Below are 25,610 nucleotides of genomic sequence, written 5' to 3'. Positions count from 1 at the left end.
CCGCCGGAAAAGGTTTAGATCAAGGTTTTGCCGTGACGGACAAAGGTCGGTTTGACCACTCGTACCGGATACCACTTGCCACGGATTTCCACTTCGGCGCGGTCGGCAGTCGCCATCGGTACACGCGCCAGGGCAATCGACTTGCTAAGCGTAGGAGAGAAACTACCACTGGTGATCTCTCCTTCGCCAACATCTGCGATACGAACCACCTGATGCGCACGCAAAACCCCGCGTTCCTCAAGCACCAGGCCGACCAGTTTGTGCTGCACGCCGGCGGTTTTTTCCGCTTCCAGCGCATCACGTCCGATGAATCGGCGCGTGGCCGGTTCCCAGGCGATGCTCCAGGCCATGTTCGAGGCCAGTGGCGAAACGTCCTGATGGATGTCCTGACCGTAGAGGTTCATCCCCGCTTCCACCCGCAAGGTGTCGCGAGCGCCGAGGCCAATGGGAGAAATGCCGGCGCCCACCAGATCGTTGAAAAATCCCGGAGCCTGATCGGCCGGCAGGGCGATTTCCAGACCGTCCTCACCGGTATAGCCGGTGCGCGCAATGAACCAGTCGCCGTCGACGTGGCCTTCAAAAGGCTTGAGCATCTGGATCAGATTGGCGCGGGACTGGGTCACCAGTTCGGCAATCTTGTGCCGGGCATGGGGGCCTTGAATGGCGAGCATCGCCAGCTCGGAGCGTTCGTGCATTTGCACATCGAAGCTGCCCAACTGTGCCTGCATCCAGGCCAGATCCTGATCGCGGGTGGAGGCGTTGACCACCAGGCGATAACCGTCCTCGAGACGGTAGACGATCATGTCGTCGACGATACCGCCGCGCTCGTTGAGCATGGTGCTGTACAACGCACGGCCGGGGCTGTGCAGACGTTCGACGTCGTTGGCCAGCAAATGCTGGAGCCAGACCTTGGCCTGGGGGCCGGTGACATCGATCACGGTCATGTGGGAAACATCGAACACCCCGCAATCGCGACGCACTTCGTGATGCTCCTCGACCTGCGAGCCGTAATGCAGGGGCATGTCCCAACCGCCAAAATCGACCATCTTCGCGCCAAGGGCGAGATGCAGGTCATACAGAGGCGTACGCTGTCCCATGGGTTTCTCCTTCCGGGCGTGGCGAAGGTGCGGAACGCTGCTGCACGGCTCGGAAAACCCCGTAAAAAAGGGCTTTCAGCCGATTTCAGCGACAGGGTCTGTCAGACGGACCGCACCGAATGCCGCGCATTGTAGCCGCATGATTCAGGACTCACTACTAAGTGTTTCGATGCGCCGAGCGGCGAATAAGTCCGACAACCGGCAACAGACCGACCAGCACCAGGGTCAATGCCGGCAGCGACGCCCTCGCCCATTCGCCTTCGCTGGTCATTTCGAAGATCCGCACCGCCAGCGTGTCCCAGCCAAACGGGCGCATCAGCAGGGTCGCGGGCATTTCCTTGAGCACATCGACGAACACCAGCAACGCGGCGCTGAGCGTGCCGGGCAGCAACAGCGGCAGATACACTTTGAAAAACAGTCGCGGCCCACTGACACCCAGGCTGCGTGCCGCTTCAGGCAAAGAAGGCCGTATACGCGCCAGACTGCTTTCCAGCGGCCCATAGGCCACCGCCACGAACCGCACCAGATACGCCAGCAGCAACGCCGCCAGACTGCCCAGCAGCAACGGTTTGCCCGCACCGCCAAGCCAGCCGGACAGTGGAATCACCAACTCCCGATCCAGATAACTGAACGCAAGCATGATCGACACCGCCAGCACCGAGCCCGGCAAGGCATAACCGAGATTGGCCAGACCGACCGCAGAGTCGATCGTCCGGGTTGGCGCCAGACGCCGGGCGAACGCCAGCAACATCGCCACGCCGACCGTGATCAGCGCCGCCATGCCGCCCAGATATAACGTGTGGAGAATCAGCCCGGCGTAGCGCTCATCCAGATCGAATCGCCCGCGCTGCCAGAACCACACCACCAGTTGCAGCACCGGAATGACAAACGCACAGGCGAACACCAGACCGCACCAGCCGCTCGCCGCCCAGGCCTTTGGCCCGCGCAGCTGATACAGCGCCTTGACCCGTGGTCGCTCGTTGCTTGCCCGATTGGCGCCGCGTGCGCGACGTTCGCCGTACAGCACCAGCATCACCACCAGCAACAACAGGCTGGCCAGTTGCGCGGCGCTTGGAAGGCTGAAGAAGCCATACCAGGTCTTGTAGATCGCGGTGGTGAAGGTGTCGAAGTTGAACACCGAGACCGCACCGAAATCCGCCAGGGTTTCCATCAACGCCAGCGCCACACCGGCACCGATGGCCGGCCGCGCCATCGGCAACGCCACGCGCCAGAACGCCTGCCACGGCGACTGGCCGAGCACTCGCGCGGCTTCCATCAAGCCCTTGCCCTGCGCCAGGAACGCGGTGCGCGCCAGCAGGTAAACGTAGGGATAAAACACCAGCACCAACACCAGAATCACGCCACCGGTGGAGCGCACTCGCGGCAGGCGCAGGCCGCTGCCGAACCATTCGCGCAGCAGGGTCTGCACGGGACCTGCGAAGTCCAGCAGGCCAACGAAGACGAACGCCAGCACGTAGGCCGGGATGGCGAACGGCAGCATCAGCGCCCAGTCGAGCCAGCGTCGTCCGGGGAATTCGCAGAGGCTGGTGAGCCAGGCAAGGCTCACGCCGATCAGCGTCACACCGACACCGACGCCGAAGACCAGTGCCAGCGTATTGCCCAGCAGGCCCGGCATCTGGGTTTCCCACAGGTGCGACCAGATCTGCTGATCGATGGTTTGCCATGAGAGCAGGAGCACGCTGAGAGGGAGCAACACCAACGCGGCGATGGCGAAGACGATGGGGTACCAGCGGCGTTGGGCGGGGTGGGCCAATGAAACAGTCTCGTTCAAATGTGTGTGCCCACGCTTTGCGTGGGCACACATCCTGTGACGCTCCGCATCACGCTATCGTTGATGCGACGCAGAGCGTCGGGGGCCTGCATTCCCACGCAGTCGGTTCGACGTGGGAATGATCAAAAAAAGTGAAAACTCAGTTCCAACCCGCCCGATCCATCATCCGGATCGCTTCAGCCTGACGCTTGCCCGCCACTTCAACCGGCAGCGTATCAGCCACGAACTCCCCCCAAGCCGCCACTTCGTCCGAAGGCTTCACCGCCGGATTCGCCGGAAACTCCTGGTTCACATCGGCAAAGATCTTCTGCGCTTCAGGCGTGGTCATCCACTCGACCAGCGCCTTGGCCGCTTCCGGGTGTGGTGCGTGTCTGGTCAGGCCGATACCCGACAGATTGACGTGTACACCGCGATCCGCCTGGTTCGGCCAGAACAGTTTCACCGGCAGTTCCGGCTTCTGCTTGTGCAGGCGACCGTAGTAGTAGGTGTTGACGATGCCGACGTCGCACTGGCCGGCGTTGATCGCCTCCAGCACCGCGACGTCGTCGGAGAACACGTCGGTGGACAGGTTGTTGACCCAGCCCTTGAGGATCTTCTCGGTCTTCTCGGCGCCGTGCACTTCGATCATGGTGGCGGTCAGCGACTGGTTGTAGACCTTCTTCGCCGTGCGCAGGCACAGGCGGCCTTCCCAGTTCTTGTCGGCCAATGCTTCGTAAGTGGTCAGTTCACCCGGTTTCACCCGTTCGGTGGAATAGGCGATGGTCCGCGCGCGCAGGCTCAGGCCGGTCCAGGCGTGGCTGGACGAGCGATATTGCAGCGGAATGTTGGCGTCGATGGTTTTCGAGGTGAAGGGCTGGAGAATGCCCATCTGCTCGGCCTGCCAGAGGTTACCGGCATCGACGGTCAGCAGCAGGTCGGCGGTGGCGTTCTCGCCTTCGGCCTTGATCCGCTGCATGAGCGGCGCTTCCTTGTCGGTAATGAACTTGATCTTAACCCCGGTCTTGGCGGTGTAGGCATCGAACACCGGTTTGATCAGTTCATCGATACGCGAGGAGTAGACCACCACCTCGTCGGCGGCCTGGGCGGCAGTGCTGCCGATCAGGGTCAGGGCCAGTGCGGTCAGAACACGCTTGGATGCCAACATGGGAGCGGTCTCTCGGTCGGGAAAAGTGGCCCAAATGATAAGGACTCACATTTGCGAGCTCAATCGAACACTTTCCCAAGGAGTTACCAGATGTTGCACAGCCCGAAACTTCCTGCGCCGTCAGCCTCAATAGAGCACTAAGGTTTAGCCAGGACTGGAAGGTCCCCAGTCAGCCCCAATGCTTCACGCACGAACAACGCCTTGGCCTCTGGCATCTGCTCGACGATTTTCAGGCCGGTGTTGCGCAGCCAGCGCAGCGGCAGCGGGTCAGCCTGGAACAACCGCTCGAAGCCCTCCATCGCCGCCATCAGCGCCAGGTTGTGCGGCATGCGCCGGCGTTCGTAGCGGCTCAGCACTTTCACATCCGCCAGGCGTTCGCCGCGTTCATTGGCTTGCAGCAGTACTTCGGCGAGTACAGCGGCATCGAGGAAACCGAGGTTTACACCCTGCCCCGCCAACGGGTGAATGGTATGCGCGGCATCGCCGATCAAGGCCAGGCCCTCGGCCACATAGCGCTTGGCGTGACGCTGACGCAGCGGCACGCACAGGCGCGGATCAGCGCTGATGACATCGCCGAGGCAACCTTCGAAGGCACGCTCCAGTTCACGGCAGAAATCCGCTTCATCCAGCGCCATCAGCCGCTCGGCTTCGCTCGGCGTGGTCGACCAGACGATCGAGCACCAGTCCTGCTGACCGTTACGCTCAAGCGGCAGAAACGCCAGCGGCCCGTGATCGGTGAAACGCTGCCACGCGGTCATCCGGTGCGGTTTGCTGCTGCGCACGCTGGTGACGATGGCGTGATGCAGGTAATCCCACTCACGGGTGGCGACGCCGGTCAGACGGCGCACGGCGGAATTGGCCCCGTCCGCCGCAATCACCAGCGGTGCGCGCAAAGTGCGGCCGTCGGCCAGGGTCAGCAGCCAGTCGTCACCGGAGCGGCGCATCTGCTCCAGCCGCGCGTTGGCCAGCAGGCCCATGTCGCAATCGTGCAGACGGTCGAGCAAGGCATCCTGAACCACGCGGTTTTCGACGATATGCCCGAGCACATCGGCGTGTACGCTGCTGGCCGAGAAGTGAATCTGGCCGGTGCCGCTGCCGTCCCAGACGTGCATGTCGGTGTAAGGGCTGCTGCGTCGGTTGACGATGCCGTCCCACACGCCGAGGCGATCGAGGATGCGCTGGCTGGCCGCCGACAGTGCGCTCACCCGTGGCTCGAACGGCGCATCGCCATTGAAGGGTTTGACGCTCAACGGGCTGCCGTCGAGCAACAGCACTTCCAGTCCGCTGCCTTGCAACGCCAGCGCCAGGGCACTGCCGACCATTCCGGCTCCGACAATCAGCACATCCGCGCGCATTTCCATGCTTTAAGCCTGTCTCGCTGGCGGCTTGAGCCGCACGTAAAGGGTTTTACCGACCCGCGCCACCAGGTTGCCGGCGCCGTCATGAATATCGACCTGCAACTGCGGCAGGTACTTTTCGCCACTGGCGGTCTGCCGACGGATCTCGTCGAGCAACGTGTCGTCGATGTGGAACCGGGCGAACACCGGACCTTTGCCTGGCGCTATGAAATCAATGTCGGCGGCCTTGTCCCAGACGATGTACCGCGAGCCGAGGTTTTCCATGAGCATCAACATGAAGAACGGATCGACCATCGAATACAGACTGCCGCCGAACTGGGTGCCGACGTAATTGCGGTTGTACCAGCCCAGGCCCATCGAGACCTGAATGTCCCGAAAGTCATCGCTGATGTGCTTCACCCGGACACCGGCGCCGAAGTACGGCGGGTAGAACGTCATGATCCAGCGCATCAGCCGCGCCTTGCCAAATAGTTTGATCAGCCACTCACGCATCCGGCCGCGTCCCCAGCCCCATGGCCTGACGGGCGAACCAGCGTTTGGCCGGCGGCAGCAGATCGAGGCCGAGCAGGCCGATGTTGCGTCCCAGTGATACCAGCGGCTGGGTACTGCCGAACAGCCGCGTGACCTGATCGGAGAAACCGACGGTGAGGTCCTGATCGAGACGCTGACGCTCGCGATAAGCCTGCAACGTGTCGAAATCCCCCAGCGGTTTGTCGCTGGTCAGCAGCGCGGCGGCCAGCGCATCGGCATCGCGCAGGGACAGGTTGAAACCCTGCCCGGCAATCGGGTGCAGACTGTGGGCGGCGTTGCCGAGAACGGCCAGATGCGAACGCACCTGCTCTTCGGCTTCCACCAGCGCCAGCGGGTACAGATGCCGTGCGCCGACCTGTTTCAGGGTGCCGAGGCGATAACCGAACACGCCTTGCAGTTCGCTGAGGAAATCCCGCTCGCTCAGGTCCGCCAGACGTTGCGCGTCCATGCCCAGACGGGTCCAGACCAGCGCGCAACGGTTTTCCGGCAGCGGCAGCAGCGCCATCGGGCCTTCGTCGGTGAAGCGCTCGAACGCCATGCCGTTGTGGGCTTCGCTCGGGGTGATGTTGGCGATCAGTGCGCTCTGGTTATAGGGGCGCTTGCGTACGTTGATGCCCAGTTGCTCACGCAGACCGGAACGGCCGCCATCGGCGAGCACCGCCAGATCGCACTCGACCGTGGTCTCATCGTTGAGGGTCAGGCGATAGCCGTCCGGCAACGGTTCCATGCGGGAGACTTCTGCCGGGCAGCGCCAGCTGATCACGTCTTTGTCGAGGTGCTGCCACAGGCACTGACCGAGCCAGGCGTTTTCCACTACATAACCAAGTGCCGGAACGCCCTCTTCCATCGCCGACAGTCGGGCGGTGGAAAAGCGCCCACGGTCGGACACGTGAATCTGTTTGATCGGCTCGGCGCGGCGGGAGATTTCCTGCCACACGCCCAGCCGCTGATAAATCTGTCGCGAGCCGAAGGACAGCGCCGAAGAACGCGCGTCGTAGCTTGGCTGCCAGGTGTTCCCGGGGGCGAACGGTTCGATCAGCACGATCTTCCAGCCACGGGCCTTGGCCCCGACCTGCAAGGCCAACGCCAGACTGGCGCCGACCAGACCGCCACCGATGATTGCCAGATTGACCCGACTCATGCCGCGCAGGTCCGTGCTTGCGCCATCAGGGCTTCGATCTCGGCGACGGTTTTCGGCACGCCGCCGGTCAGGATTTCACAACCGCTCTTGGTCACTACCACGTCATCCTCGATGCGCACGCCAATGCCGCGCCATTTTTTCGCTACGTTCTGATTGTCCGGGGCGATGTAGATGCCCGGCTCCACGGTCAGCGCCATGCCGACTTCCAGCACCCGCCATTCACCGCCGACCTTGTACTCGCCGACGTCATGCACATCCATCCCGAGCCAGTGGCCGGCGCGGTGCATGTAAAACGCCTTGTAGGCCTCGGAGGCGATCAATTCGTCGACTTCGCCCTGCAACAGCCCCAGCTTCACCAGCCCGGCGGTAATGACCCGGACCGTGGCCTCGTGCGCCTGGTTCCAGTGTTTGTTCGGAGCGATTTCAGCGAACGCTGCTTCCTGCGAGGCCAATACCAATTCGTAGATCGCTTTCTGCTCGGCGGAAAACTTGCCGTTGACCGGCCAGGTGCGGGTGATGTCGCTGGCGTAGCAGTCGATTTCGCAGCCAGCGTCGATCAGTACCAGATCGCCGTCCTTGAGCAACGCGTCATTCTGCTGGTAATGCAGGATGCAGCTGTTGCGCCCGGCAGCGACGATCGAACCGTAGGCCGGCATTTTCGCCCCGCCCTTGCGGAACTCGTAATCGAGCTCGGCTTCGAGGCTGTACTCGTACAGGCCGGCACGGCTGGCCTGCATTGCCCGGATGTGGGCCTGGGCGGAAATCCGCGCCGCTTCGCGCATCACCTTCACTTCTGCCGCCGATTTATACAGACGCATGTCGTGCAGCAGGTGATCCAGGGCAACGAATTCGTTCGGCGGCTGGGCGCCGAGATGCGCCTTGGAACGGATCACGTTGATCCAGTCCATCAGGTGGCGGTCGAACTCCGGGTTGCTGCCCATGGCCGAATACACCCGGTCGCGGCCTTCAATCAGGCCCGGCAGGATGTCGTCGATGTCGGTGATGGGGAAAGCGTCGTCGGCGCCAAAATCGCGAATCGCGCCTTCCTGGCCGGCGCGCAGACCGTCCCAGAGTTCGCGTTCGGCATTGCGTTCACGGCAAAACAGCACGTACTCGCCGTGTTCGCGACCGGGCATCAGGACGATGACCGCCTGTGGCTCGGGGAAACCGCTGAGGTACTGGAAGTCGCTGTCCTGGCGATAGACATGCTCGACGTCGCGGTTGCGGATGGCGACCGCGGCGGCAGGCAGGATCGCGATGCTGTTGGGTTCCATCTGCGCCATCAGCGCCTTGCGGCGCCGGGCGTATTCCGCTTTCGGGATATGGATCATGGGCAGATGGCTTTCCCTGGCACGCGATCAGTGCAGCGACGGCTTGGCCGCTGGCGGCACGTCGGCCTTTTTGGTTTCGGAGAACAGCAGCAGCGGCGCTACACGCAGGTACTCCATGACTTCCATATAGTCGCTTTCGCCGTCTTCGGACTCTTCCAGTGCGTCTTGCACCTGGGAGATTGCTGCAAGATCCTGCAACACTTCGGTGGCTTCGGTACTCAGCATGCTGCTGTCGCGGCAGTTCAGGCCGAAACCGGTGAGGAAGCCCTGGCACCATTCGCCCAGCGCGGCGGCGCGCTCGGTCAGCGGAGCGTCATCGTTCGGCAGCAGCAGAACCACGGTGATATCGTCGCCGGTGAGTTCGCTCTTGACCATCTCCTGCAGACCGATCAGCGCGTTGCGGACGTTGTCCTGCGGCTCGCTTTCGAGCAGCTCGGCAGCATCGATCAGCCATTCTTCGGCATTGAAGCCGGCGCCGGCGCAACTGCGACCCAGCAACAGGCCGTGCAGTTCGGCAGGCGAAACGGAGTGACCGCTGGAATTGAGCAGGGTGGCAAAGCCTTGGTACGGGGAATTCTGAATGGGCATGGGCAGCTAGGCGCCAGACGGCGCTATGTCTAGAATGAAGGCCTTGTATCCTACATCGACAGACTCGCCAAGACCATTAAAGGCTGTCCGCCAGCCAAACCCATCAGACCGAATCAGTGGACACAATGGAAGACACCGACCTGCAAGCGCTGATGGCCAGACTCGAACTGCTGATTACCCGAGTCGAGCAACTAAAAAGTCAAAATGCACTCTTACTTGCTCAGGAAAAGACCTGGCGCGAGGAACGCGCGCACCTCATTGAAAAAAACGAAATCGCCCGGCGTAAGGTCGAATCGATGATTTCGCGCCTCAAGGCCCTGGAGCAAGACTCATGAGTTCAAGCAATAGCGTTACCGTGCAGATCCTCGACAAAGAGTATTCGATCATCTGTCCCCAGGAAGAGCGCAGCAATCTGATCAGCGCCGCCCGCTACCTGGACGGCAAGATGCGCGAGATCCGCAGCAGCGGCAAAGTCATCGGCGCCGACCGCATCGCCGTGATGGCCGCGCTGAACATCACCCACGATCTCTTGCACAAAGAAGAGCGTCCGGACATCCAGGCCAGCGGTTCGACCCGTGAACAGGTGCGTGACTTGCTCGATCGTGTCGATCTGGTGCTGGCCGACGATCCGGACATCAGCAAGGGCTGATTCACCAGGCCGCTTGAGTTATACTCGCCGCACTCCCTGGGGTGCTTGCCAGTTGACGATGTCCCTGAGCCGATTTGCACTACCCTGGGGGTTGCACGTTGGGCTGGTGTGCATGTCCGCCAGACGGAAAGCCTTAAAGCCTACTGCATCCTCCACCTTGAACTCTCGGGTTCAAGGGCTAAGTCGACAGCGGCTCATCCGGGGAGCCTGATTCGAATCCGATGCCGGTGCATGCCGGCATCGGATTTTTTATGCGTACGTTTTCGTCCCACCCTGCCGAAGCCGAACCATGACCGAACCCGCGTTGCTGCCCCGCCCCCAACTGCGCCGCCTGCTGCGCAAGGCCCGCCGTTCTCTGACGCCGAGCCAGCAACGCCAGGCCGCCGAAGGCCTGTACAAGCAACTGGCACAAGACCCGCACTTTCGCCGGGCCAAACACATTTCCCTGTACCTGCCCACCGACGGTGAAATCGACCCGCGCCTGTTGCTGCGCGCGGCCCAGCGGCGTGGCAAGAAAACCTACCTCCCGGTGCTCAGTGCCTGGCCGAGGACCAAAATGGTCTTTCAACAGATCCGTCCCGGCGAAAAACTCAAGCCCAACCGTTTTCGCATCCTTGAGCCGCGCGCCAATCTGGCCCGTCAGCGCAAGGTCTGGGCACTGGATCTGGTGTTGTTGCCACTGGTGGGATTCGACGATGTCGGCGGGCGCCTGGGCATGGGCGGCGGATTCTACGACCGCAGCCTGGCGTATCTGGCCCGACGCCAGAACTGGCGCAAGCCTACACTGCTGGGTCTGGCCCATGAATGTCAGAAAGTCGGACGTCTCGCGCAAGCGAGCTGGGATGTACCGTTGCAGGGAACGGTGACAGACAAGGCATGGTATTTCGCGGGATAGACGCCGCGCGGATCAGCGGCGTCGAAAAGGCAGTTTCAGCGTTTGAAGGCTGTCGACTGTTGTACTTGTTGCGCCACTTCAATCGGAGCATCGGCCTTGTTGGCCCACAGACTTTGCGCATAACCGGTGGTCACGACGCCCAGACCGAACAAAATAACCAAAGTCCACAGCAAATCCGGTTTGCGTTTCATCGATTGCCCCCCTCAAGGCACATCATCACGATGACAGCAGCGGTTTCCATTCGTAGGCCGTGCAGCAGCGTCAAGCTTTAAAGGCCGGCATTTTGCGACAACGTGAACCTCTGCGCAAATGCTGACGTCAACCGACCGTCGGTTTGTCATAAAATTGCCCGACAACCTGCCCAACGACCGCTTGAGGAGCACACACCATGGCCTACTGGCTGATGAAATCCGAGCCCGACGAGCTCTCGATCAAGGGTTTGGAAAAGCTCGGTAAAGCGCGCTGGGACGGGGTTCGCAACTATCAGGCACGCAATTTCCTGCGGGCCATGGCAGTAGGGGACGAATTCTTTTTCTACCACTCCAGCTGCCCGGAGCCGGGAATTGCCGGGATCGGCAAAATCATTCAGGCCGCGTACCCGGATCCCACCGCAATGGATCCGCAAAGCCATTATTTCGACCCGAAAGCCACGCCAGAGAAAAACGCCTGGAGCGCGATTGACGTCGCCCATGTGGAGACGTTCAGCCGGGTCTTGAAGCTGGATTATCTGAAACAGCAGACCGCACTGGCCGAAATGCCGCTGGTACAAAAGGGCTCGCGACTGTCGGTGATGCCAGTGACGGCCGAGCAGTGGGCGGCAGTACTCGGTTTGCGCTGAGAGACCTCGGCCCTTGCGGCTGACATGACTCAGCGCTGCTGCTTCGCCGACATTTGACCGACATCAAGCGATGCCATCGCTTAACCCGACAGACTGAACGCCCAAGCCGCAGGATGCCCTCATGTCAACGCATCGACGCTCCTCTCTGATATACGCCGGCGCCCTCATTCTGTTGTTGATGGCGGCCGGAGGCTTCGGCTACTGGAAGTCCATGAGCAACCGCCTTCCCGAAGGGCTCCACAGCGCAAACGGGCGACTCGAGGCAACGCAAGTGCAGATCGCCAGCAAGACCCCGGGACGTCTCGCCGAGGTCTTGGTCGACGAAGGCGACAAGGTCAGCAAAGGGCAACTGCTTGCGCGAATGGACACCCGAACCCTTGAGGCCCAGCGCAATCAGGCCGAAGCCGAGGTTATCCGCGCCCGCGAGAACCTCGCCGCCGCCCAGGCCAACGTGCAGTTGCGCCTGAGCGAGCAACTGCTGGCCCAGCAAGAACTTGGCCGCTCGCAGTCGTTGTTCAAGCACGGTTTTGTCAGCGCGCAGGTCATCGATCAATTGCAATCACGGATCGGCACCGCTAACGCTGCTGTGACTGCGGCCCGGGCGCAGGTCGCTGCAGTCAGCGCGGCCATCGGTGCAGCCCAGGCCCAGGTTGCGCAACTGGCCAGCGAGATCGATGACAGCCGTCTGCGCGCGCCGATCGACGGGCTGATCCAGTTGCGCATGGCCGAACCCGGCGAAGTGCTGGGTGCCGGCGGCCGAGTCCTGCTGCTGATCGATCCCGGCGACCAATACATGAATCTTTACTTGTCGGCCTCCGTCGCCGGGCGTCTGGCGGTCGGCGATGAAGCGCGGATCCTGCTCGACGCCCTGCCCGATCAGGCCTTGCCGGCGAAAGTCAGTTTCGTGGCGGCCAAATCACAATTCACACCCAAAGAGGTCGAAACCCGCGACGAGCGACAAAAACTGGTCTTTCGCGTCAAGCTGCGCCTGACCCGACCTGGCGACGTCCCCCAGGCCAAGCCCGGCATGCCCGGCGCGGGCTATGTGCGCACCGCGCCGATCGACTGGCCGGCCAATCTGCAATGAACAGCGTCGCGGTTCACGCGAACGCCATCACTCACCGCTATGGCGAGCGGCAAGCCCTGAATGGCATTGCGTTCGACCTGCCGACCGGTACCCGCTGCGGCTTGATCGGCCCTGACGGCGCGGGCAAATCCAGTCTGCTGGGGCTGATTGCGGGCGTGAAAACCCTCCAGCAAGGGCAACTGGAAGTGCTTGGCGGTCCGATCCAGGATCGCAGCCACCGCAACACGCTGTACGCGCGCATCGCTTTCATGCCGCAAGGATTGGGCGGCAACCTGTACCCGGAACTGTCGATCCGCGAGAACGTGCATTTTTTCGCCACCTTGTTCGGCCTCTCTGCAGACGAAAGCGCCCAGCGCCTGCACAACCTGTTGCTCGCGACCGATCTGCTGAGGTTCGCCGATCGACCAGCCGGCAAACTTTCCGGCGGCATGAAACAGAAACTCGGACTGTGTTGCGCCCTGATCCACGAACCGGATCTGCTGATCCTCGACGAGCCGACCACCGGCGTCGATCCGCTTTCACGTCGCAAGTTCTGGGAGTTGATCGACGATGTTCGACGCCAACGACCGCAGCTGACCCTGCTGGTCGCCACGGCCTACATGGAGGAAGCAGAGCAGTTCGAGCATTGCCTGATGCTCGACGGCGGGCGGATGATCGCCACCGGTTTGAGCCGCGAACTGGCCGCTGTCACGCCCAGCGGCAAGCTGGATGACGCCTTCACTCATTTCCAGGGTGACAGCCGTCACACCACTCAACCACTGCAGATCCCGCCTCGCACCGGCAACGCCGATATTGCCATCGAAGCTCACGACCTGACGTTGCGTTTCGGCGACTTTACGGCCGTGGATCACGTCAGCTTCGCCATCGGGCGAGGCGAGATTTTCGGTTTCCTTGGCTCCAATGGCTGCGGCAAGACCACCACAATGAAAGTCCTGACCGGACTGATGCCTGCCAGCGAAGGTAGCGCAACGCTGCTGGGCAATCCGGTGGATGCGAAGGATCTGGCCACGCGCAAACGGGTCGGATTCATGTCTCAGAGCTTTTCGCTGTATGCCGAACTCAGCGTCCGGCAGAACCTTGAACTGCACGCGCGCCTGTTCGACTTGCCGAAAACCGAGAGCGCCCAGCGCATCGACGCGCTGATTCAACGCTTCGATCTGCACGGTGTCGCCAATCAATCGTCCGGGGCCTTGCCGCTGGGAATACGCCAGCGCCTGTCACTGGCGGTGGCGGTCTTGCATGGCCCGGAAGTGCTGATTCTGGATGAGCCGACCTCCGGAGTTGATCCCGCGGCGCGAGACGATTTCTGGCGCCTGTTGATCGAGCTGTCCCGTGATCAAGGCGTGACCATTTTCCTCTCCACCCATTTCATGAACGAAGCTCAGCGTTGCGACCGCATCTCGCTGATGCACGCGGGCAAAGTGCTGGCCTGTGACACGCCGACGGCACTGCAACAACAGTTTGGCGGCAAGTCCCTGGAGGCAGCGTTCGTGACCTGCCTTGAACAGGCTCAGGGCGACGCCGAAACCGCCCCGCCCCCCGAGCCGTCACCGCCCCCGAAAGCGCCGGCCGGTTCCGTCAAGGAACGGGTTTTCAGTTTCGGTCGTCTGACGGCAGTGGCTCGCCGCGAAGGCAAAGAGCTGGTCCGCGACAAAGTGCGCATGGCGTTTGCACTGCTGGGTGCGATTTTCATGATGGTGATTTTTGGCTTCGGGATTTCCCTGGATGTGGAGAACCTGGCCTTTGCCGTGTATGACCAGGATCAAACGCCACAAAGCCGCGCCTATCTGGAGGCCTTTCGCGGCTCCCGCTATTTCGCCGAACAGCCGCCCATCGAAGATCCACAGGCTCTGCACCGTCGGCTGCAACGTTCGGAAATCAAACTGGCGCTGGAGATCCCGCCCGGCTTCGGCCGCGACCTGTACGCCGGGCATCGGCCGGAGGTCGCGGCGTGGCTGGATGGCGGCATGCCCTTTCGCGCCGAGACCAGTCGCAACTACGTCGAGGCCGTTCATCTGGCCAATCTCGAGCAACTTGCCGAACAAAGCAGCCCGGCCTTGACCCTGTCAGCCCCGGCCACGCTGCAGACCCGCTTTCGCTATAACCAGGATGTGGTCAGCGTCAATGCCATCGGTCCCGGCGTGATGGCGCTGATTCTGGCCTTCATTCCGGCGATGCTGACGGCGCTCGGCATCGTGCGCGAGAAAGAGCTGGGCTCAATCACCAACTTCTACGCCACGCCCCTGACCCGCCTCGAATTCCTCCTGGGCAAACAAATGCCTTATCTGCTGGTCAGCCTGGTCAACCTCGCCGTGCTCACGGCCATGAATCGCTGGTTGTTCGGCGTGCCCTTCAAGGGCAGCCTGCCGACCCTTGCGTTCGGCGGGCTTTTGTATGTACTGGCCACCACCAGCATGGGCCTGCTGATTTCAGCGTTCACCCGAACACAGATTGCGGCGATCCTCGGCACCATGATCATCACCAGCCTGCCGACCATTCAGTTCTCGGGTCTGATCGTGCCGCGTTCTTCGCTGGAAGGGGCCGCCGCCGTGATGGGCGTGCTGTTCCCGGCCGGTCACTTCCTCGACATCGCCGTAGGAACGTTCACCAAAGCTCTGGACCTGCGCCAGCTCTGGCCACAATGCCTGGCGCTGGGCGGCTTTTTTATCGGGTTCACCGGTTTGAGCCTGATCATGCTGAAAAAGCAGGAGGCGTGATGCACAAGCTCGCACATATCCTGCGATTGGGCCTCAAGGAGCTGACGAGCCTGCGCCATGACAGCGTACTACTGCTGTTCCTGTTCTATGCCTTCACCGTAGCCATCTATATGCCAGCCGCCGGTTCGGTGATCGGCGTGCATAACGCCAGCGTGGCGATTGTCGACGAGGATCACGGCGCCCTTTCGCGCCAATTGGCCGAGGCGCTGCAACCTCCGGAATTCCAGACGCCGGTACCGCTGCCCTACGAGCAACTGGATGAGGTCATGGATAGCGGCCGCTACACGTTCGTCATCAACATCCCCGCCAGTTTTCAGACAGACCTGCTCGCGGGTCGCCAGCCAGCCCTGCAGGTCAACGTCGACGCCACTGCCATGAGTCAGGCGTTCATGGGCGCCGGCTACATCAGCCGAATATTTCAACGTGAGTTATTGGCTTACTCAGGCCAGGGTGATGTGCAGACCGGGTCTGCGGTGCAACTGACGACTCGAGCCCTGTTCAATACCAATCTTGAGGGCGGTTGGTTTCTGGCCGTGATTCAGATCGTCAACAACATCACTATTCTGGCGATTGTTCTGACCGGCACCGCGCTCCTGCGCGAGCGCGAACACGGCACACTGGATCATTTGCTGGTGCTGCCGCTGACCGCACTGGAAATCATGCTGGCGAAAGTCTGGAGCAATCTGCTGGTGGTGGTGCTATGCACCTGGCTGTCCCTGGAAGTGATTGTCAAAGGTGCGTTGGGCGTACCTTTATCCGGCTCATTGAGCCTGTTCTTGCTGGTTACGGCCGTTTATCTGTTCGCCAGCACCGCGCTGGGCATATTTCTGGCAACGCTGGCGCGTTCGACACCGCAGTTCGGCCTGCTGGCCATCCCGGTGATTATCCCGATGTTGCTGTTGTCCGGGGGCAGTACACCGCTGGACAGCATGCCGCCGTGGTTGCAATGGGTCATGCAAGGGTCACCGTCCACCCACTTCGTCAGCCTCGGCACCGCGATCCTGTTCCGCGACGCCGGGCTGAGCGTGGTGTGGCCTGACTTGCTGGCGCTGGTCGTCATCGGTTTGCTGTTCTTTTTCATCGCCCTGGCACGGTTTCGCAAGAGCCTGGCGTCCTGAACAACCGCGACAACATTTACTGAATGATCAGGTTGTTGAACAACAGATCCTCGACCACCGGCTTGCCGGTCTCGTCATTCATCACTTGCTGGGTCTGCTTCAAGGCTTCCTGACGCAGTTTTTCCTTGCCTTCGATGCTGCCCATCGCTTCGGTGGTTTGCTGAGTGAACAGCGCCACCAGTTGATTGCGAATCAGCGGCTCGTTGGCCTTGACCAGTTTGGTCGCCTCTTCGCCGGTCACCCGCAGTGCCACGTCGGCCTTGTAGACCTTCAGCTTCGGCGTGCCATCCAGCCCGTAGTTGCCCACGAACGGCGGGCTCAGGGTGATGTAGTTGACCTTCGGCGCCTCGCCCTCTTTGGCTTCTTCGGCCAGCGCTGCCACAGGCAGAGACAGGGCCAGCAACAACATGATCCACGCTTTCACAATTCGCTCCTTATCCGGTTTGCGGCCTAGCATAACGACCCGCCGCGCAAGCACAAGCTTATGGCGGACTATCAGGGCCGGGCATGCTCGTTGACCCGTTGACTGCCACACCTACACTTATCGGCCATCACTCCCAAAGGAATAGCCCTGATGAAAGCCGTGCTGTGCAAAGCCTTCGGCCCTGCCGAATCGCTGGTGCTGGAAGACGTCGCCAGTCCTGTCGCCAAGAAGAACGAAATCCTGCTGGACGTGCACGCCGCCGGGGTCAACTTCCCGGACACGCTGATCATCGAGGGCAAGTACCAGTTCAAGCCGCCCTTCCCGTTCTCCCCGGGTGGGGAAGCCTCCGGCGTGGTCAGCCAAGTGGGTGAAAAGGTCAGTCACCTGAAGGTCGGCGACCGGGTCATGGCCCTGACGGGCTGGGGCAGCTTTGCCGAGCAGGTCGCAGTGCCGGGCTACAACGTGCTGCCGATCCCGCCGTCGATGGATTTCAACACTGCCGCCGCGTTCAGCATGACCTACGGCACGTCGATGCACGCCCTCAAACAGCGCGGCAACCTGCAACCGGGTGAAACCCTGCTGGTACTCGGTGCCTCCGGCGGCGTTGGTCTCGCCGCCGTGGAAATCGGCAAAGCCATGGGCGCCCGGGTGATTGCCGCCGCCAGCAGCGCGGAAAAACTCGCCGTCGCCAAGGCTGCCGGTGCTGACGAACTGATCAACTACAGCGAAACCAGCCTCAAGGACGAGATCAAACGCCTGACCGACGGCCAGGGCGCCGACGTGATCTACGACCCGGTCGGCGGCGACCTGTTCGACCAGGCTATCCGCGCCATCGCCTGGAACGGCCGCCTGCTGGTCGTCGGCTTCGCCAGCGGACGCATTCCCGAACTGCCGGTCAACCTCGCCCTGCTCAAGGGCGCGGCGGTACTCGGCGTGTTCTGGGGTTCCTTCGCCCAGCGCCAGCCGCAGGACAACGCCGCAAACTTCCAGCAACTGTTCGGCTGGTTTGCCGAGGGCAAGCTCAAGCCGCTGGTGTCGCAGGTCTACCCGCTGGGCAATGCCGCGCAGGCGATCAATGATCTCGGGCAGCGCAAGGCTGTGGGCAAGGTTGTCGTCAGCGTGCGCTAAACGGAAAAAGCTGTCTGGTCATGTACCTGACCAGACAGGCATGCACTGTTCTCATAAAACCTTGCGAATGTCTTCCGGCAGAAGGGTGACGTATTTAAGGCCTGGACTCTTTTGGCAGCGCGTCACAATGCTGGGAACACGCTTGTTCATTTTGGCAACCATGGCCAGGCGTTGCTCCATCGGGATCTGTCCCTGGAAAAACGTATTTGCCAGATAACCGCGCACATAATGAAACGGTGCAGCATCCACCCAGGCATGTCTTGGATAGTGCGCCAGCAAACTGTTGAACTCGCGGCATTTGAGATCCTTCAGCCACAGATTGACACCGTCGGGAGAGTCGAATCCGAACGTCATCGGGGCGATTATTTCCTGCTCTGGCGGGCGTTCTCCTTCAACAGTCCACGGTTTAAAGCGCCATTGCGCCAGCGCTTTTTTGACCGCATCGGACAGTTCGGCATGATCGCTTTTCAAAATGCCGACCTTACTCACCGCTCCGTCTGCACTGACGGTAAAGCTTACTTTGACGCCTCCGGTAAACCCGGCCCGTTGCAGCCCCGGAGGGTAGATTGGTTTCGGATGATGTTCCGGAATCAAAAATACCTCGGCCGCCCAGGTACTGCCCGCCACCAACAGCAAAACCAACAACATCCACCAGCGCATGATTCCTCCCCTCGCGACCCGAATGCCCGATCAGGCATCTGCGAAAAGGTTAAGGCGCGCCCCTCCAAAATAGAACGTCGCGGCTTCTGCGTTGCAAGCAGGAGATTTCCTCAAAACTTGCCCTACGTCTCGCTGAAACCCTGCAGGAAGCCGCCGAAGTAACCTTTCCCACAGCGCCCCTCACTTATATCTGAGCGACATGTTCATAAAGGAACGTGCGACTTCCAACATTTCCACTGTTTTGTCGATGGGAAGCGGTGCTATTTTCGGTAACGAAACTGTAACATTCGCATCCGCAGTCAAAACAAGAAATCTGGAGCTCTTGAATGTTTGCTTTCTTTCGTCCTGCCGCACATCAGGCTCCATTGCCTGAAGAAAAAATCGACAGCACCTACCGACGCCTGCGTTGGCAGATCTTCGCCGGCATCTTCTTTGGCTACGCGGGTTACTACCTGCTGCGCAAGAACTTCTCGCTGGCCATGCCGTACCTGATCGACGAAGGCTACAGCCGTGGCGATCTGGGCCTGGCGATGTCGGCGATCGCCATTGCGTATGGCTTGTCCAAGTTCCTCATGGGCCTGGTCTCCGACCGCTCCAACCCGCGTTACTTCCTGCCCTTCGGCCTGCTGGTATCGGCCGGGGTCATGTTCATTTTCGGTTTCGCGCCTTGGGCAACGTCCAGCGTGACCATGATGTTCATCCTGCTGTTCATCAACGGTTGGGCCCAGGGCATGGGCTGGCCGCCGAGCGGACGCACGATGGTGCACTGGTGGTCGCAGAAGGAACGAGGCGGCGTGGTGTCGGTGTGGAACGTGGCGCATAACGTCGGGGGCGGCCTGATCGGCCCGCTGTTCCTGGTCGGCATGGGCCTGTTCAACGACTGGCACGCAGCGTTCTACGTTCCGGCCGCTGTTGCTCTGGCGGTAGCGGTGTTCGCGTTCGTGACCATGCGCGACACCCCGCAATCGGTTGGCCTGCCGCCGATCGAGAAGTACAAGAACGACTATCCGGAAGGCTACGACGCCAGCCACGAAGACGAATTCAGCGCCAAGGAAATCTTCGTCAAATACGTGCTGCGCAACAAAATGCTCTGGTACATCGCCATGGCCAACGTCTTCGTTTACCTGCTGCGCTACGGTGTACTGGACTGGGCGCCGACCTACCTGAAGGAAGCCAAGGGTTTCACTGTAGATAAAACCTCGTGGGCCTATTTCTTCTACGAATGGGCGGGGATTCCAGGCACGCTGCTGTGCGGCTGGATGTCAGACAAGATCTTCCGTGGCAACCGTGGCCTGACCGGCATGGTGTTCATGGCGCTGGTGACCGTGGCGACCCTGGTTTACTGGCTGAACCCGGCCGGCAACCCGACCATCGACATGATCGCGCTGTTCTCCATCGGCTTCCTGATCTACGGCCCGGTGATGCTGATCGGCCTGCAAGCGCTGGAGCTGGCACCAAAGAAAGCCGCCGGTACTGCTGCGGGCTTCACCGGTCTGTTCGGGTATCTGGGTGGTTCGGTCGCGGCCAGTGCAGCGATGGGCTACACCGTGGACCATTTCGGCTGGGATGGCGGTTTCGTGTTGCTGGTGGGCGCTTGCCTGCTGTCGATGGCCTTCCTGGCCCCGACCCTGTGGCACAAGCAAGTCGCCAGTCAGACCCGCGAAGCAGTCGCCTGATCGGCCTTTGACCTGCAGCGCTTGAGCCGCGCCTCCAGATTCCGGTCTGGCATGGCGTGGCTGCGCAGGGCGTGAGCGGTCTGCTCGACATAATCGCGAGTCGTGCCGTAACGCCCGCAAGCGCTTTCGAACACCTGGCTCAGCACATGATCCGGCAAGTTGCCGGCGTAGCTGGGCAGGTGTCGCTCCAATACGAATCCCAAGGCCTGAACCTGGCTGCCATCTTCGAGTCGGCAGTTGAGCCAGTGTGGGCGATAGGACGGGAACGGCATCTCGCGCTTCCACAACGCGTACAGCGCGCTGTCCAGGTTGTCTTCCGGCAACCGGTAGGCAAAGCCGCTGCATGAACCGCCCCGGTCCAGACCAAAGACCAGACCCGGCATTTCCGGCGTGCCGCGATGCTCGTGGGACCACAGGTACAAGCCACGATGGTAGCCATGCACTCGACCGCGCACACGCTCGACGGCGGTGCATTCCGGCCGCCAGATCAGCGATCCGTAGGCGAACAGCCACACCGGCCCGCCCTTGTGGCGCGCCATGGTCGATTGCATGGAAGCGAGAAGTTGTTCGTGCGTCAGCTGCGGCCCGAGATCGAGCCGCGGAGGGTAAGCCAGGTTCAGAAAAGCGTTTTCAATGGCGCTCATGGCGAATAGCGTTCAGCTCCCCGCGGGTGAAGAATTACTTAATAGAACGCACCGCTGTAACAATAAGGCACATATGTTTTAAAGCAATTGGAGTGCCATGGCACAGTTCTTAATTTATTGCCTGATTGATATATAACCTACCGGCATTTATGCAATTACATAAATACCGATCGGCTATATAGAGAGTTATAAAGAATTCAGGAACGGGGCGCGTAAGCGAACACATCCGCACGCATCTGATGGGCATCCATCCCCGCTTCCACCAGCGCATCCAGCGTGCCGTAGACCATGGCCGGCGAGCCGCTGGCGTAGACGTGCAGCGGTTTCAGATCGGGAAAATCCTCACACACCGCCTCATGCAACATGCCGCAGCGCCCTTCCCAACCGCATTGATCACTGACGACCTTGTGCAGGAACAGGTTGGGCAACTTCAGCCATTCGTCCCAATGTTCGATTTCGTAGAAGTCTTCCGGGCGACGCACGCCCCAGTACAAGTGCACCGGCTGTTTGAAGCCGTTGGCCCGGCAATGTTCGATCAGGCTGTGGATCTGACCCATGCCGGTGCCAGCGGCGATCAGCACCAGCGGCCCGTCCGGCAATTCCGCCAGATGGGTGTCGCCGAACGGCAGTTCGACCCGCACCATCGGGTTGCGCTTGAGCTGATCGATCAGGTTCAGCGCACTGGATTCGCGCGCCAGCACATGGATTTCCAGATCGCGCCCGCCGTGGGGCGCCGAGGCCATGGAGAACGCCGACTTCTCGCCGTTCTCGCGCTCGATCATCAGGTACTGACCGGCGTGATAGCGCGGCGGCTTGCCGGCCGGTGCCCGCAGGCGCACACGAAAGGTATCGCCACCGACGTCCCGGCATTCGATGACCTGACACGACACACTGCGCACGGGCAGTTCTCCCAGCGCGAGCACGCCATCCCACAGCACGATGCAGTCTTCCAGCGGCTCCGCTATGCAAGTGTAGAACTCGCCGTGGTCGTGCACCTTGCCGGCCTGTTCGACCCGGCCTTCCACCAGCAGTGCCGCACACACATGGCAATTGCCGTTGCGGCAGCTCTGCGGGCATTCATAGCCCAGGCGCCGCGCACCATCGAGAATCCGCTCTCCGGGCCGTATCTCGAGCACCGCTCCGGAGGGCTGCAGGGTTACACGCATCAATCTATTCCTAACTGATTCCAGATGGCATCGATCCGTTGGGTGACGGCATCATCCTTGACGATGACGCGGCCCCACTCGCGAGTGGTTTCGCCCGGCCACTTGTGGGTGGCATCCAGGCCCATCTTCGAGCCGAGCCCCGACACTGGCGAGGCAAAGTCGAGGTAGTCGATCGGCGTGTTGTCGATCATCACCGTGTCGCGCTTGGGGTCCATGCGCGTGGTGATGGCCCAAATCACGTCGTTCCAGTCACGCGCGTTGATGTCGTCGTCGGTGACGATAACGAACTTGGTGTACATGAACTGTCGCAAAAACGACCAGACACCCAGCATCACGCGCTTGGCATGGCCCGGATACGCCTTCTTCATCGTCACCACGGCCATGCGGTACGAGCAGCCTTCCGGCGGCAGGTAGAAGTCGGTGATCTCCGGGAACTGCTTCTGCAGGATCGGCACGAACACTTCGTTCAACGCCACGCCGAGAATCGCCGGCTCATCCGGCGGACGGCCGGTGTAGGTGCTGTGGTAGATCGGTTTGATCCGGTGGGTGATGCGCTCGACGGTGAACACCGGGAAGCTGTCGACTTCGTTGTAGTAACCGGTGTGGTCGCCGTACGGGCCTTCATCGGCCATTTCGCCCGGATGGATCACGCCTTCGAGGATGATTTCAGCGGTGGCCGGCACTTGCAGGTCGTTGCCACGGCACTTCACCAGTTCTGTGCGGCTGTCGCGCAGCAGACCGGCGAAGGCGTATTCGGAGAGGCTGTCCGGCACCGGGGTGACCGCGCCGAGAATGGTCGCAGGATCCGCACCGAGGGCCACGGACACCGGGAACGGCTGACCCGGATGCTTCTCGCACCACTCGCGGAAATCCAGCGCGCCACCTCGGTGGCTGAGCCAGCGCATGATGACCTTGTTGCGGCCAATCACTTGCTGACGGTAGATGCCGAGGTTCTGCCGATCCTTGTTCGGGCCCTTGGTGACGGTCAGGCCCCAGGTAATCAGCGGTGCCACGTCGCCCGGCCAGCAGGTCTGCACCGGTAACATCGCCAGATCGACGTCGTCGCCTTCGATGACCACTTCCTGGCACGGCGCGTCTTTGACGACTTTCGGCGCCATCGCAATGATCTTGCGGAAGATCGGCAGCTTCGACCAGGCATCCTTCAAGCCCTTCGGCGGCTCCGGCTCCTTGAGGAACGCCAGTAGCTTGCCGATTTCGCGCAGCTCGCTGACCGACTCGGCGCCCATGCCCATCGCGACCCGCTCGGGAGTGCCGAACAGGTTGCCGAGCACCGGAATGTCATGGCCGGTCGGTTTCTCGAACAGCAGCGCCGGGCCCTTGGCCCGCAGCGTGCGGTCGCACACCTCGGTCATCTCCAGCACCGGCGAGACGGGAATCTGGATGCGTTTCAACTCTCCGCGCTGCTCAAGCTGCTGCACGAAATCCCGAAGATCCTTGAATTTCATTGACGATGGCACCCTCAAAATAGGCGTACATCCTACCTGCTCTGACGGGCAAACAGCAGCCCGTCAGCATCAGGCCTCGCTCAATTGTGGCTCGTACCCAGCAGCAGAGGCGCAAACAGCGGGCTCAGCCGGGAGCTCCCCGCGTCCGAAAGATGATCCTCATCCTTGTACTGCGAATGACCGTTGACCTCGATGCTGCAGACGCCGTTGGCGCACATCAGCGGCGTTGGATCGATCACGTGCACACCCGGATCAGCGGCGCTCATTGAGTCGAACAGGCTGCTGAGGAAATGCTGGCGCGCCAGATGTTCCTCAAGCGGACGACCCAGCCCTTCGGCTGACCTTCCGATCCGCGCCAGGCTGGTCAAGCGGTTGACGATGCCTTTGCGTTGCAGCGGCACCTCCTTGAACAGCCAGACTTGCGCCCCCGTCGCTCTCAATGCGGCAACTCGCGCTTTCAGCGCTGCGGCCATGCGTTGCTCGGCCTGGACGGTATCGTCTTGCGAATTGAGCAGCACCTTCTTGTCGCCGTCTTCGCGGCCATACACGTAAAGGCTCCAGTTGGACGCCAGCACCACATCCTTGATGCCGAGACTGCGCACGCGTTCCATGGTCCGTTCGTTGAAATCCTTGCAGCGCTGACGCGGGTCGTCGCTGAGAATCGGCGGGCACGCGCTCATGCTGTACAGCCAAACCGGACGCCCCTCGCGACGGGCATTATTCTCGATAGCCGGCAGCAAGGCGGCGGCGTGGCTATCGCCCCAGAACAATTGAGTGGCCGGAACATCCCCACTGCCACCCACCAGACAAGCCTTGTCCAGCTCTTTATCCTGAGTCACCAACATGCATTTCATCTGCCCCGCATGCCACTCACGGGACTGTGCATACTCCAGCGCTTTACCGGTCAGACGTTGAGGGACGCCACCGGCGGAACGGATCGCCGACCCCGTCGCCACAAGTGCAACGATGGCCGCCAGACTGCCTGCCAGCACTGCATTACGCGAGGCGAGCAAGCGTTTTTCGCGAAACGGCAGCTCGATATAGCGCAGACTCAGCCAGGCCAGACCCAGCGCCAAGGCTATCCAGCCGATTGCTTCAACAGGCTGAATGCCATCGATGGAAATCGCGTTGGCATAGACAAACACAGGCCAATGCCAAAGATAGAGCGAATACGAAAGCAAGCCGACCCAGACCAACGGCCGCAGACTCAAGAGCCGCCCGGTGAGGCTCGCACCTTGCGCGCCCGACCAGATCAACGCCGTCGTCCCCAGTACCGGCAACAAGGCTGCCCAACCCGGAAACACGGTGGACTTGTCAAAAGTGAACACCGCAACCAGTACTGCCACCAGACCGGCCAGCCCCACAGCCTGATACAACCAGGGACGCACCGCCTGTTTCGGCGCCGGCATGACCGCGAGCATCGCGCCGCAGAGCAACTCCCACGCCCGGGTAGGCAGCGAGAAGAAGGTGAATTCCGGCTTGTGTTCGATGTTGGCGATGTTCAAGCCGAACGATACCAGCAACACGGCGAACAGCATCCAGCGCCAATGGCGGAAATAGCGGATCAGCACCGCCATCAACAGCGGAAAGAAGATGTAGTACTGTTCTTCTACCGCCAGCGACCAGGTGTGCAGCAGCGGCTTCAGATCCGAGGCTGGCTGAAAGTAGCCGTCCTCTCGCATGAACAGAATGTTGGAGATGAAAAGCGACTGATAGCGCACTGTTCGCCCGAGTTCGGCGAAGTCCTTGGCCGTCAGCAGCAACCAGCCCAATGCCAGCGTCACCAGCATGACCACACTCAGGGCAGGAATGATGCGGCGGGCACGGCGTGCCCAGAAATCAATGAAGCTGAAGCGCTGAGAGCTGATTTCGCGGAACAGGATCGTTGTGATCAGGAAGCCGGAAATGACGAAAAAAACGTCAACCCCGACAAAGCCGCCACTGAATGTACTGAATCCGAAATGAAACAGTACGACCGGAATAACCGCCAGAGCTCGTAATCCGTCGATATCACGGCGATTGCCAAACGTGTGCATGATCTTTCTCGTTCTGGATACAGAGTCCTTGGAAAGCGCGAAAGTTATCAGCCACGTACATTTCAATCCAGATACAAATAATCCGTTGCAAAAAAAAGCGCCCTTATAGGGCGCTTTATTCAAA

Annotated in this window: 24 protein-coding genes and 1 other RNA gene; 10 read left to right on the top strand and 15 right to left on the bottom strand. The window is 61.2% G+C overall.

Features of this window, described 5'->3' with window-relative positions; all coding sequences use genetic code 11:
- Positions 1-14: 14 nt before the first annotated feature.
- The 8 genes from gcvT to CAF79_RS04990 form a co-directional block, all read right to left on the bottom strand.
- Positions 15-1,097: a glycine cleavage system aminomethyltransferase GcvT gene (gene gcvT, locus CAF79_RS05025; protein WP_085696909.1), complete on the bottom strand. Its 1,083-nt coding sequence runs from the start codon at positions 1,095-1,097 to the stop codon at positions 15-17.
- Positions 1,098-1,254: 157 nt separating this feature from the next.
- A complete protein-coding gene (locus CAF79_RS05020; protein ID WP_085696908.1) occupies positions 1,255-2,871 on the bottom strand; it encodes an iron ABC transporter permease in 1,617 nt (538 codons plus the stop codon).
- Positions 2,872-3,028: 157 nt separating this feature from the next.
- The gene (locus CAF79_RS05015) at positions 3,029-4,033 is read right to left on the bottom strand and encodes an extracellular solute-binding protein (RefSeq protein WP_085696907.1); all 1,005 of its coding nucleotides are present in this window, start codon (positions 4,031-4,033) and stop codon (positions 3,029-3,031) included.
- Between the two features lie 137 nt (positions 4,034-4,170).
- On the bottom strand, positions 4,171-5,388 hold the full coding sequence (locus CAF79_RS05010; protein WP_170929697.1) for a 2-octaprenyl-3-methyl-6-methoxy-1,4-benzoquinol hydroxylase: 1,218 nt from the start codon (positions 5,386-5,388) through the stop codon (positions 4,171-4,173).
- A gap of 9 nt (positions 5,389-5,397) precedes the next feature.
- On the bottom strand, positions 5,398-5,883 hold the full coding sequence (locus tag CAF79_RS05005) for a DUF4442 domain-containing protein (protein WP_085696905.1): 486 nt from the start codon (positions 5,881-5,883) through the stop codon (positions 5,398-5,400).
- Positions 5,876-7,063 (bottom strand): 2-octaprenyl-6-methoxyphenyl hydroxylase, encoded by a 1,188-nt coding sequence (gene ubiH / locus CAF79_RS05000; RefSeq protein WP_085696904.1) that lies wholly within the window; start codon positions 7,061-7,063, stop codon positions 5,876-5,878. The genes CAF79_RS05005 and ubiH overlap by 8 nt, the downstream gene beginning before the upstream one ends.
- Positions 7,060-8,394: a Xaa-Pro aminopeptidase gene (pepP, locus tag CAF79_RS04995; RefSeq protein WP_085696903.1), complete on the bottom strand. Its 1,335-nt coding sequence runs from the start codon at positions 8,392-8,394 to the stop codon at positions 7,060-7,062. Before pepP ends, ubiH begins: the two co-directional genes overlap by 4 nt.
- A gap of 27 nt (positions 8,395-8,421) precedes the next feature.
- The gene (locus CAF79_RS04990; protein WP_085696902.1) at positions 8,422-8,982 is read right to left on the bottom strand and encodes a YecA family protein; all 561 of its coding nucleotides are present in this window, start codon (positions 8,980-8,982) and stop codon (positions 8,422-8,424) included.
- Between the two features lie 125 nt (positions 8,983-9,107).
- Here CAF79_RS04990 and CAF79_RS04985 point away from each other — a divergent pair, with 125 nt between their 5' ends.
- From CAF79_RS04985 to CAF79_RS04970, 4 genes are all read left to right on the top strand, one after another.
- Positions 9,108-9,317, top strand: coding sequence for a TIGR02449 family protein (locus tag CAF79_RS04985; protein ID WP_007940359.1), 210 nt, complete (start codon positions 9,108-9,110; stop codon positions 9,315-9,317).
- Positions 9,314-9,631: a cell division protein ZapA gene (locus CAF79_RS04980; RefSeq protein WP_007951811.1), complete on the top strand. Its 318-nt coding sequence runs from the start codon at positions 9,314-9,316 to the stop codon at positions 9,629-9,631. The genes CAF79_RS04985 and CAF79_RS04980 overlap by 4 nt, the downstream gene beginning before the upstream one ends.
- A 30-nt stretch (positions 9,632-9,661) precedes the next feature.
- Positions 9,662-9,840, top strand: a non-coding RNA gene (gene ssrS, locus CAF79_RS04975) — 6S RNA.
- Between the two features lie 80 nt (positions 9,841-9,920).
- Positions 9,921-10,526 (top strand): 5-formyltetrahydrofolate cyclo-ligase, encoded by a 606-nt coding sequence (locus CAF79_RS04970; RefSeq protein WP_085696901.1) that lies wholly within the window; start codon positions 9,921-9,923, stop codon positions 10,524-10,526.
- 35 nt (positions 10,527-10,561) lie between these two features.
- Here CAF79_RS04970 and CAF79_RS29100 read toward each other — a convergent pair whose 3' ends face one another.
- Positions 10,562-10,717: a hypothetical protein gene (locus CAF79_RS29100; RefSeq protein ID WP_007911192.1), complete on the bottom strand. Its 156-nt coding sequence runs from the start codon at positions 10,715-10,717 to the stop codon at positions 10,562-10,564.
- Positions 10,718-10,914: 197 nt separating this feature from the next.
- Between CAF79_RS29100 and CAF79_RS04965 the strand changes: the two genes are divergently transcribed.
- The 4 genes from CAF79_RS04965 (at position 10,915) to CAF79_RS04950 (ending at position 16,286) form a co-directional block, all read left to right on the top strand.
- Positions 10,915-11,364, top strand: a complete 450-nt coding sequence (locus CAF79_RS04965) for an EVE domain-containing protein (protein ID WP_085696900.1) — start codon at positions 10,915-10,917, stop codon at positions 11,362-11,364.
- Between the two features lie 121 nt (positions 11,365-11,485).
- Positions 11,486-12,451 (top strand): HlyD family secretion protein, encoded by a 966-nt coding sequence (locus CAF79_RS04960; protein WP_085696899.1) that lies wholly within the window; start codon positions 11,486-11,488, stop codon positions 12,449-12,451.
- Positions 12,448-15,168: a ribosome-associated ATPase/putative transporter RbbA gene (gene rbbA, locus CAF79_RS04955; RefSeq protein ID WP_085696898.1), complete on the top strand. Its 2,721-nt coding sequence runs from the start codon at positions 12,448-12,450 to the stop codon at positions 15,166-15,168. Before CAF79_RS04960 ends, rbbA begins: the two co-directional genes overlap by 4 nt.
- Positions 15,168-16,286 (top strand): ABC transporter permease, encoded by a 1,119-nt coding sequence (locus tag CAF79_RS04950; protein ID WP_085696897.1) that lies wholly within the window; start codon positions 15,168-15,170, stop codon positions 16,284-16,286. Before rbbA ends, CAF79_RS04950 begins: the two co-directional genes overlap by 1 nt.
- Before the next feature lie 16 nt (positions 16,287-16,302).
- Here the strand turns inward: CAF79_RS04950 and CAF79_RS04945 are convergent, their stop codons facing one another.
- On the bottom strand, positions 16,303-16,710 hold the full coding sequence (locus CAF79_RS04945) for a flagellar basal body-associated protein FliL (RefSeq protein WP_027610485.1): 408 nt from the start codon (positions 16,708-16,710) through the stop codon (positions 16,303-16,305).
- Positions 16,711-16,860: 150 nt separating this feature from the next.
- Between CAF79_RS04945 and CAF79_RS04940 the strand changes: the two genes are divergently transcribed.
- Positions 16,861-17,838: an NADPH:quinone oxidoreductase family protein gene (locus CAF79_RS04940; RefSeq protein WP_085696896.1), complete on the top strand. Its 978-nt coding sequence runs from the start codon at positions 16,861-16,863 to the stop codon at positions 17,836-17,838.
- 51 nt (positions 17,839-17,889) lie between these two features.
- Here the strand turns inward: CAF79_RS04940 and CAF79_RS04935 are convergent, their stop codons facing one another.
- A complete protein-coding gene (locus tag CAF79_RS04935; protein ID WP_085696895.1) occupies positions 17,890-18,498 on the bottom strand; it encodes an energy transducer TonB in 609 nt (202 codons plus the stop codon).
- 326 nt (positions 18,499-18,824) lie between these two features.
- Between CAF79_RS04935 and glpT the strand changes: the two genes are divergently transcribed.
- On the top strand, positions 18,825-20,174 hold the full coding sequence (gene glpT / locus CAF79_RS04930) for a glycerol-3-phosphate transporter (protein WP_085696894.1): 1,350 nt from the start codon (positions 18,825-18,827) through the stop codon (positions 20,172-20,174).
- On the opposite strand, the gene CAF79_RS04925 is transcribed toward glpT, so the two are convergent.
- The 4 genes from CAF79_RS04925 to CAF79_RS04910 form a co-directional block, all read right to left on the bottom strand.
- Positions 20,150-20,818 (bottom strand): gamma-glutamylcyclotransferase, encoded by a 669-nt coding sequence (locus CAF79_RS04925; protein ID WP_085696893.1) that lies wholly within the window; start codon positions 20,816-20,818, stop codon positions 20,150-20,152. The genes glpT and CAF79_RS04925 overlap by 25 nt on opposite strands.
- Before the next feature lie 197 nt (positions 20,819-21,015).
- The gene (locus CAF79_RS04920; protein WP_085696892.1) at positions 21,016-21,984 is read right to left on the bottom strand and encodes a CDP-6-deoxy-delta-3,4-glucoseen reductase; all 969 of its coding nucleotides are present in this window, start codon (positions 21,982-21,984) and stop codon (positions 21,016-21,018) included.
- Positions 21,984-23,450: a 4-hydroxy-3-polyprenylbenzoate decarboxylase gene (ubiD, locus tag CAF79_RS04915; RefSeq protein ID WP_085696891.1), complete on the bottom strand. Its 1,467-nt coding sequence runs from the start codon at positions 23,448-23,450 to the stop codon at positions 21,984-21,986. Before ubiD ends, CAF79_RS04920 begins: the two co-directional genes overlap by 1 nt.
- Positions 23,451-23,530: 80 nt before the next feature.
- On the bottom strand, positions 23,531-25,486 hold the full coding sequence (locus CAF79_RS04910; RefSeq protein ID WP_085696890.1) for an acyltransferase family protein: 1,956 nt from the start codon (positions 25,484-25,486) through the stop codon (positions 23,531-23,533).
- Positions 25,487-25,610: the final 124 nt, after the last annotated feature.

It is taken from the genome of Pseudomonas sp. B26(2017), from assembly GCF_002113045.1.
Lineage (GTDB): Bacteria > Pseudomonadota > Gammaproteobacteria > Pseudomonadales > Pseudomonadaceae > Aquipseudomonas.
Note: the sequence above shows the minus strand (reverse complement) of the source record. Positions and strands in the feature narration are given on the sequence as shown.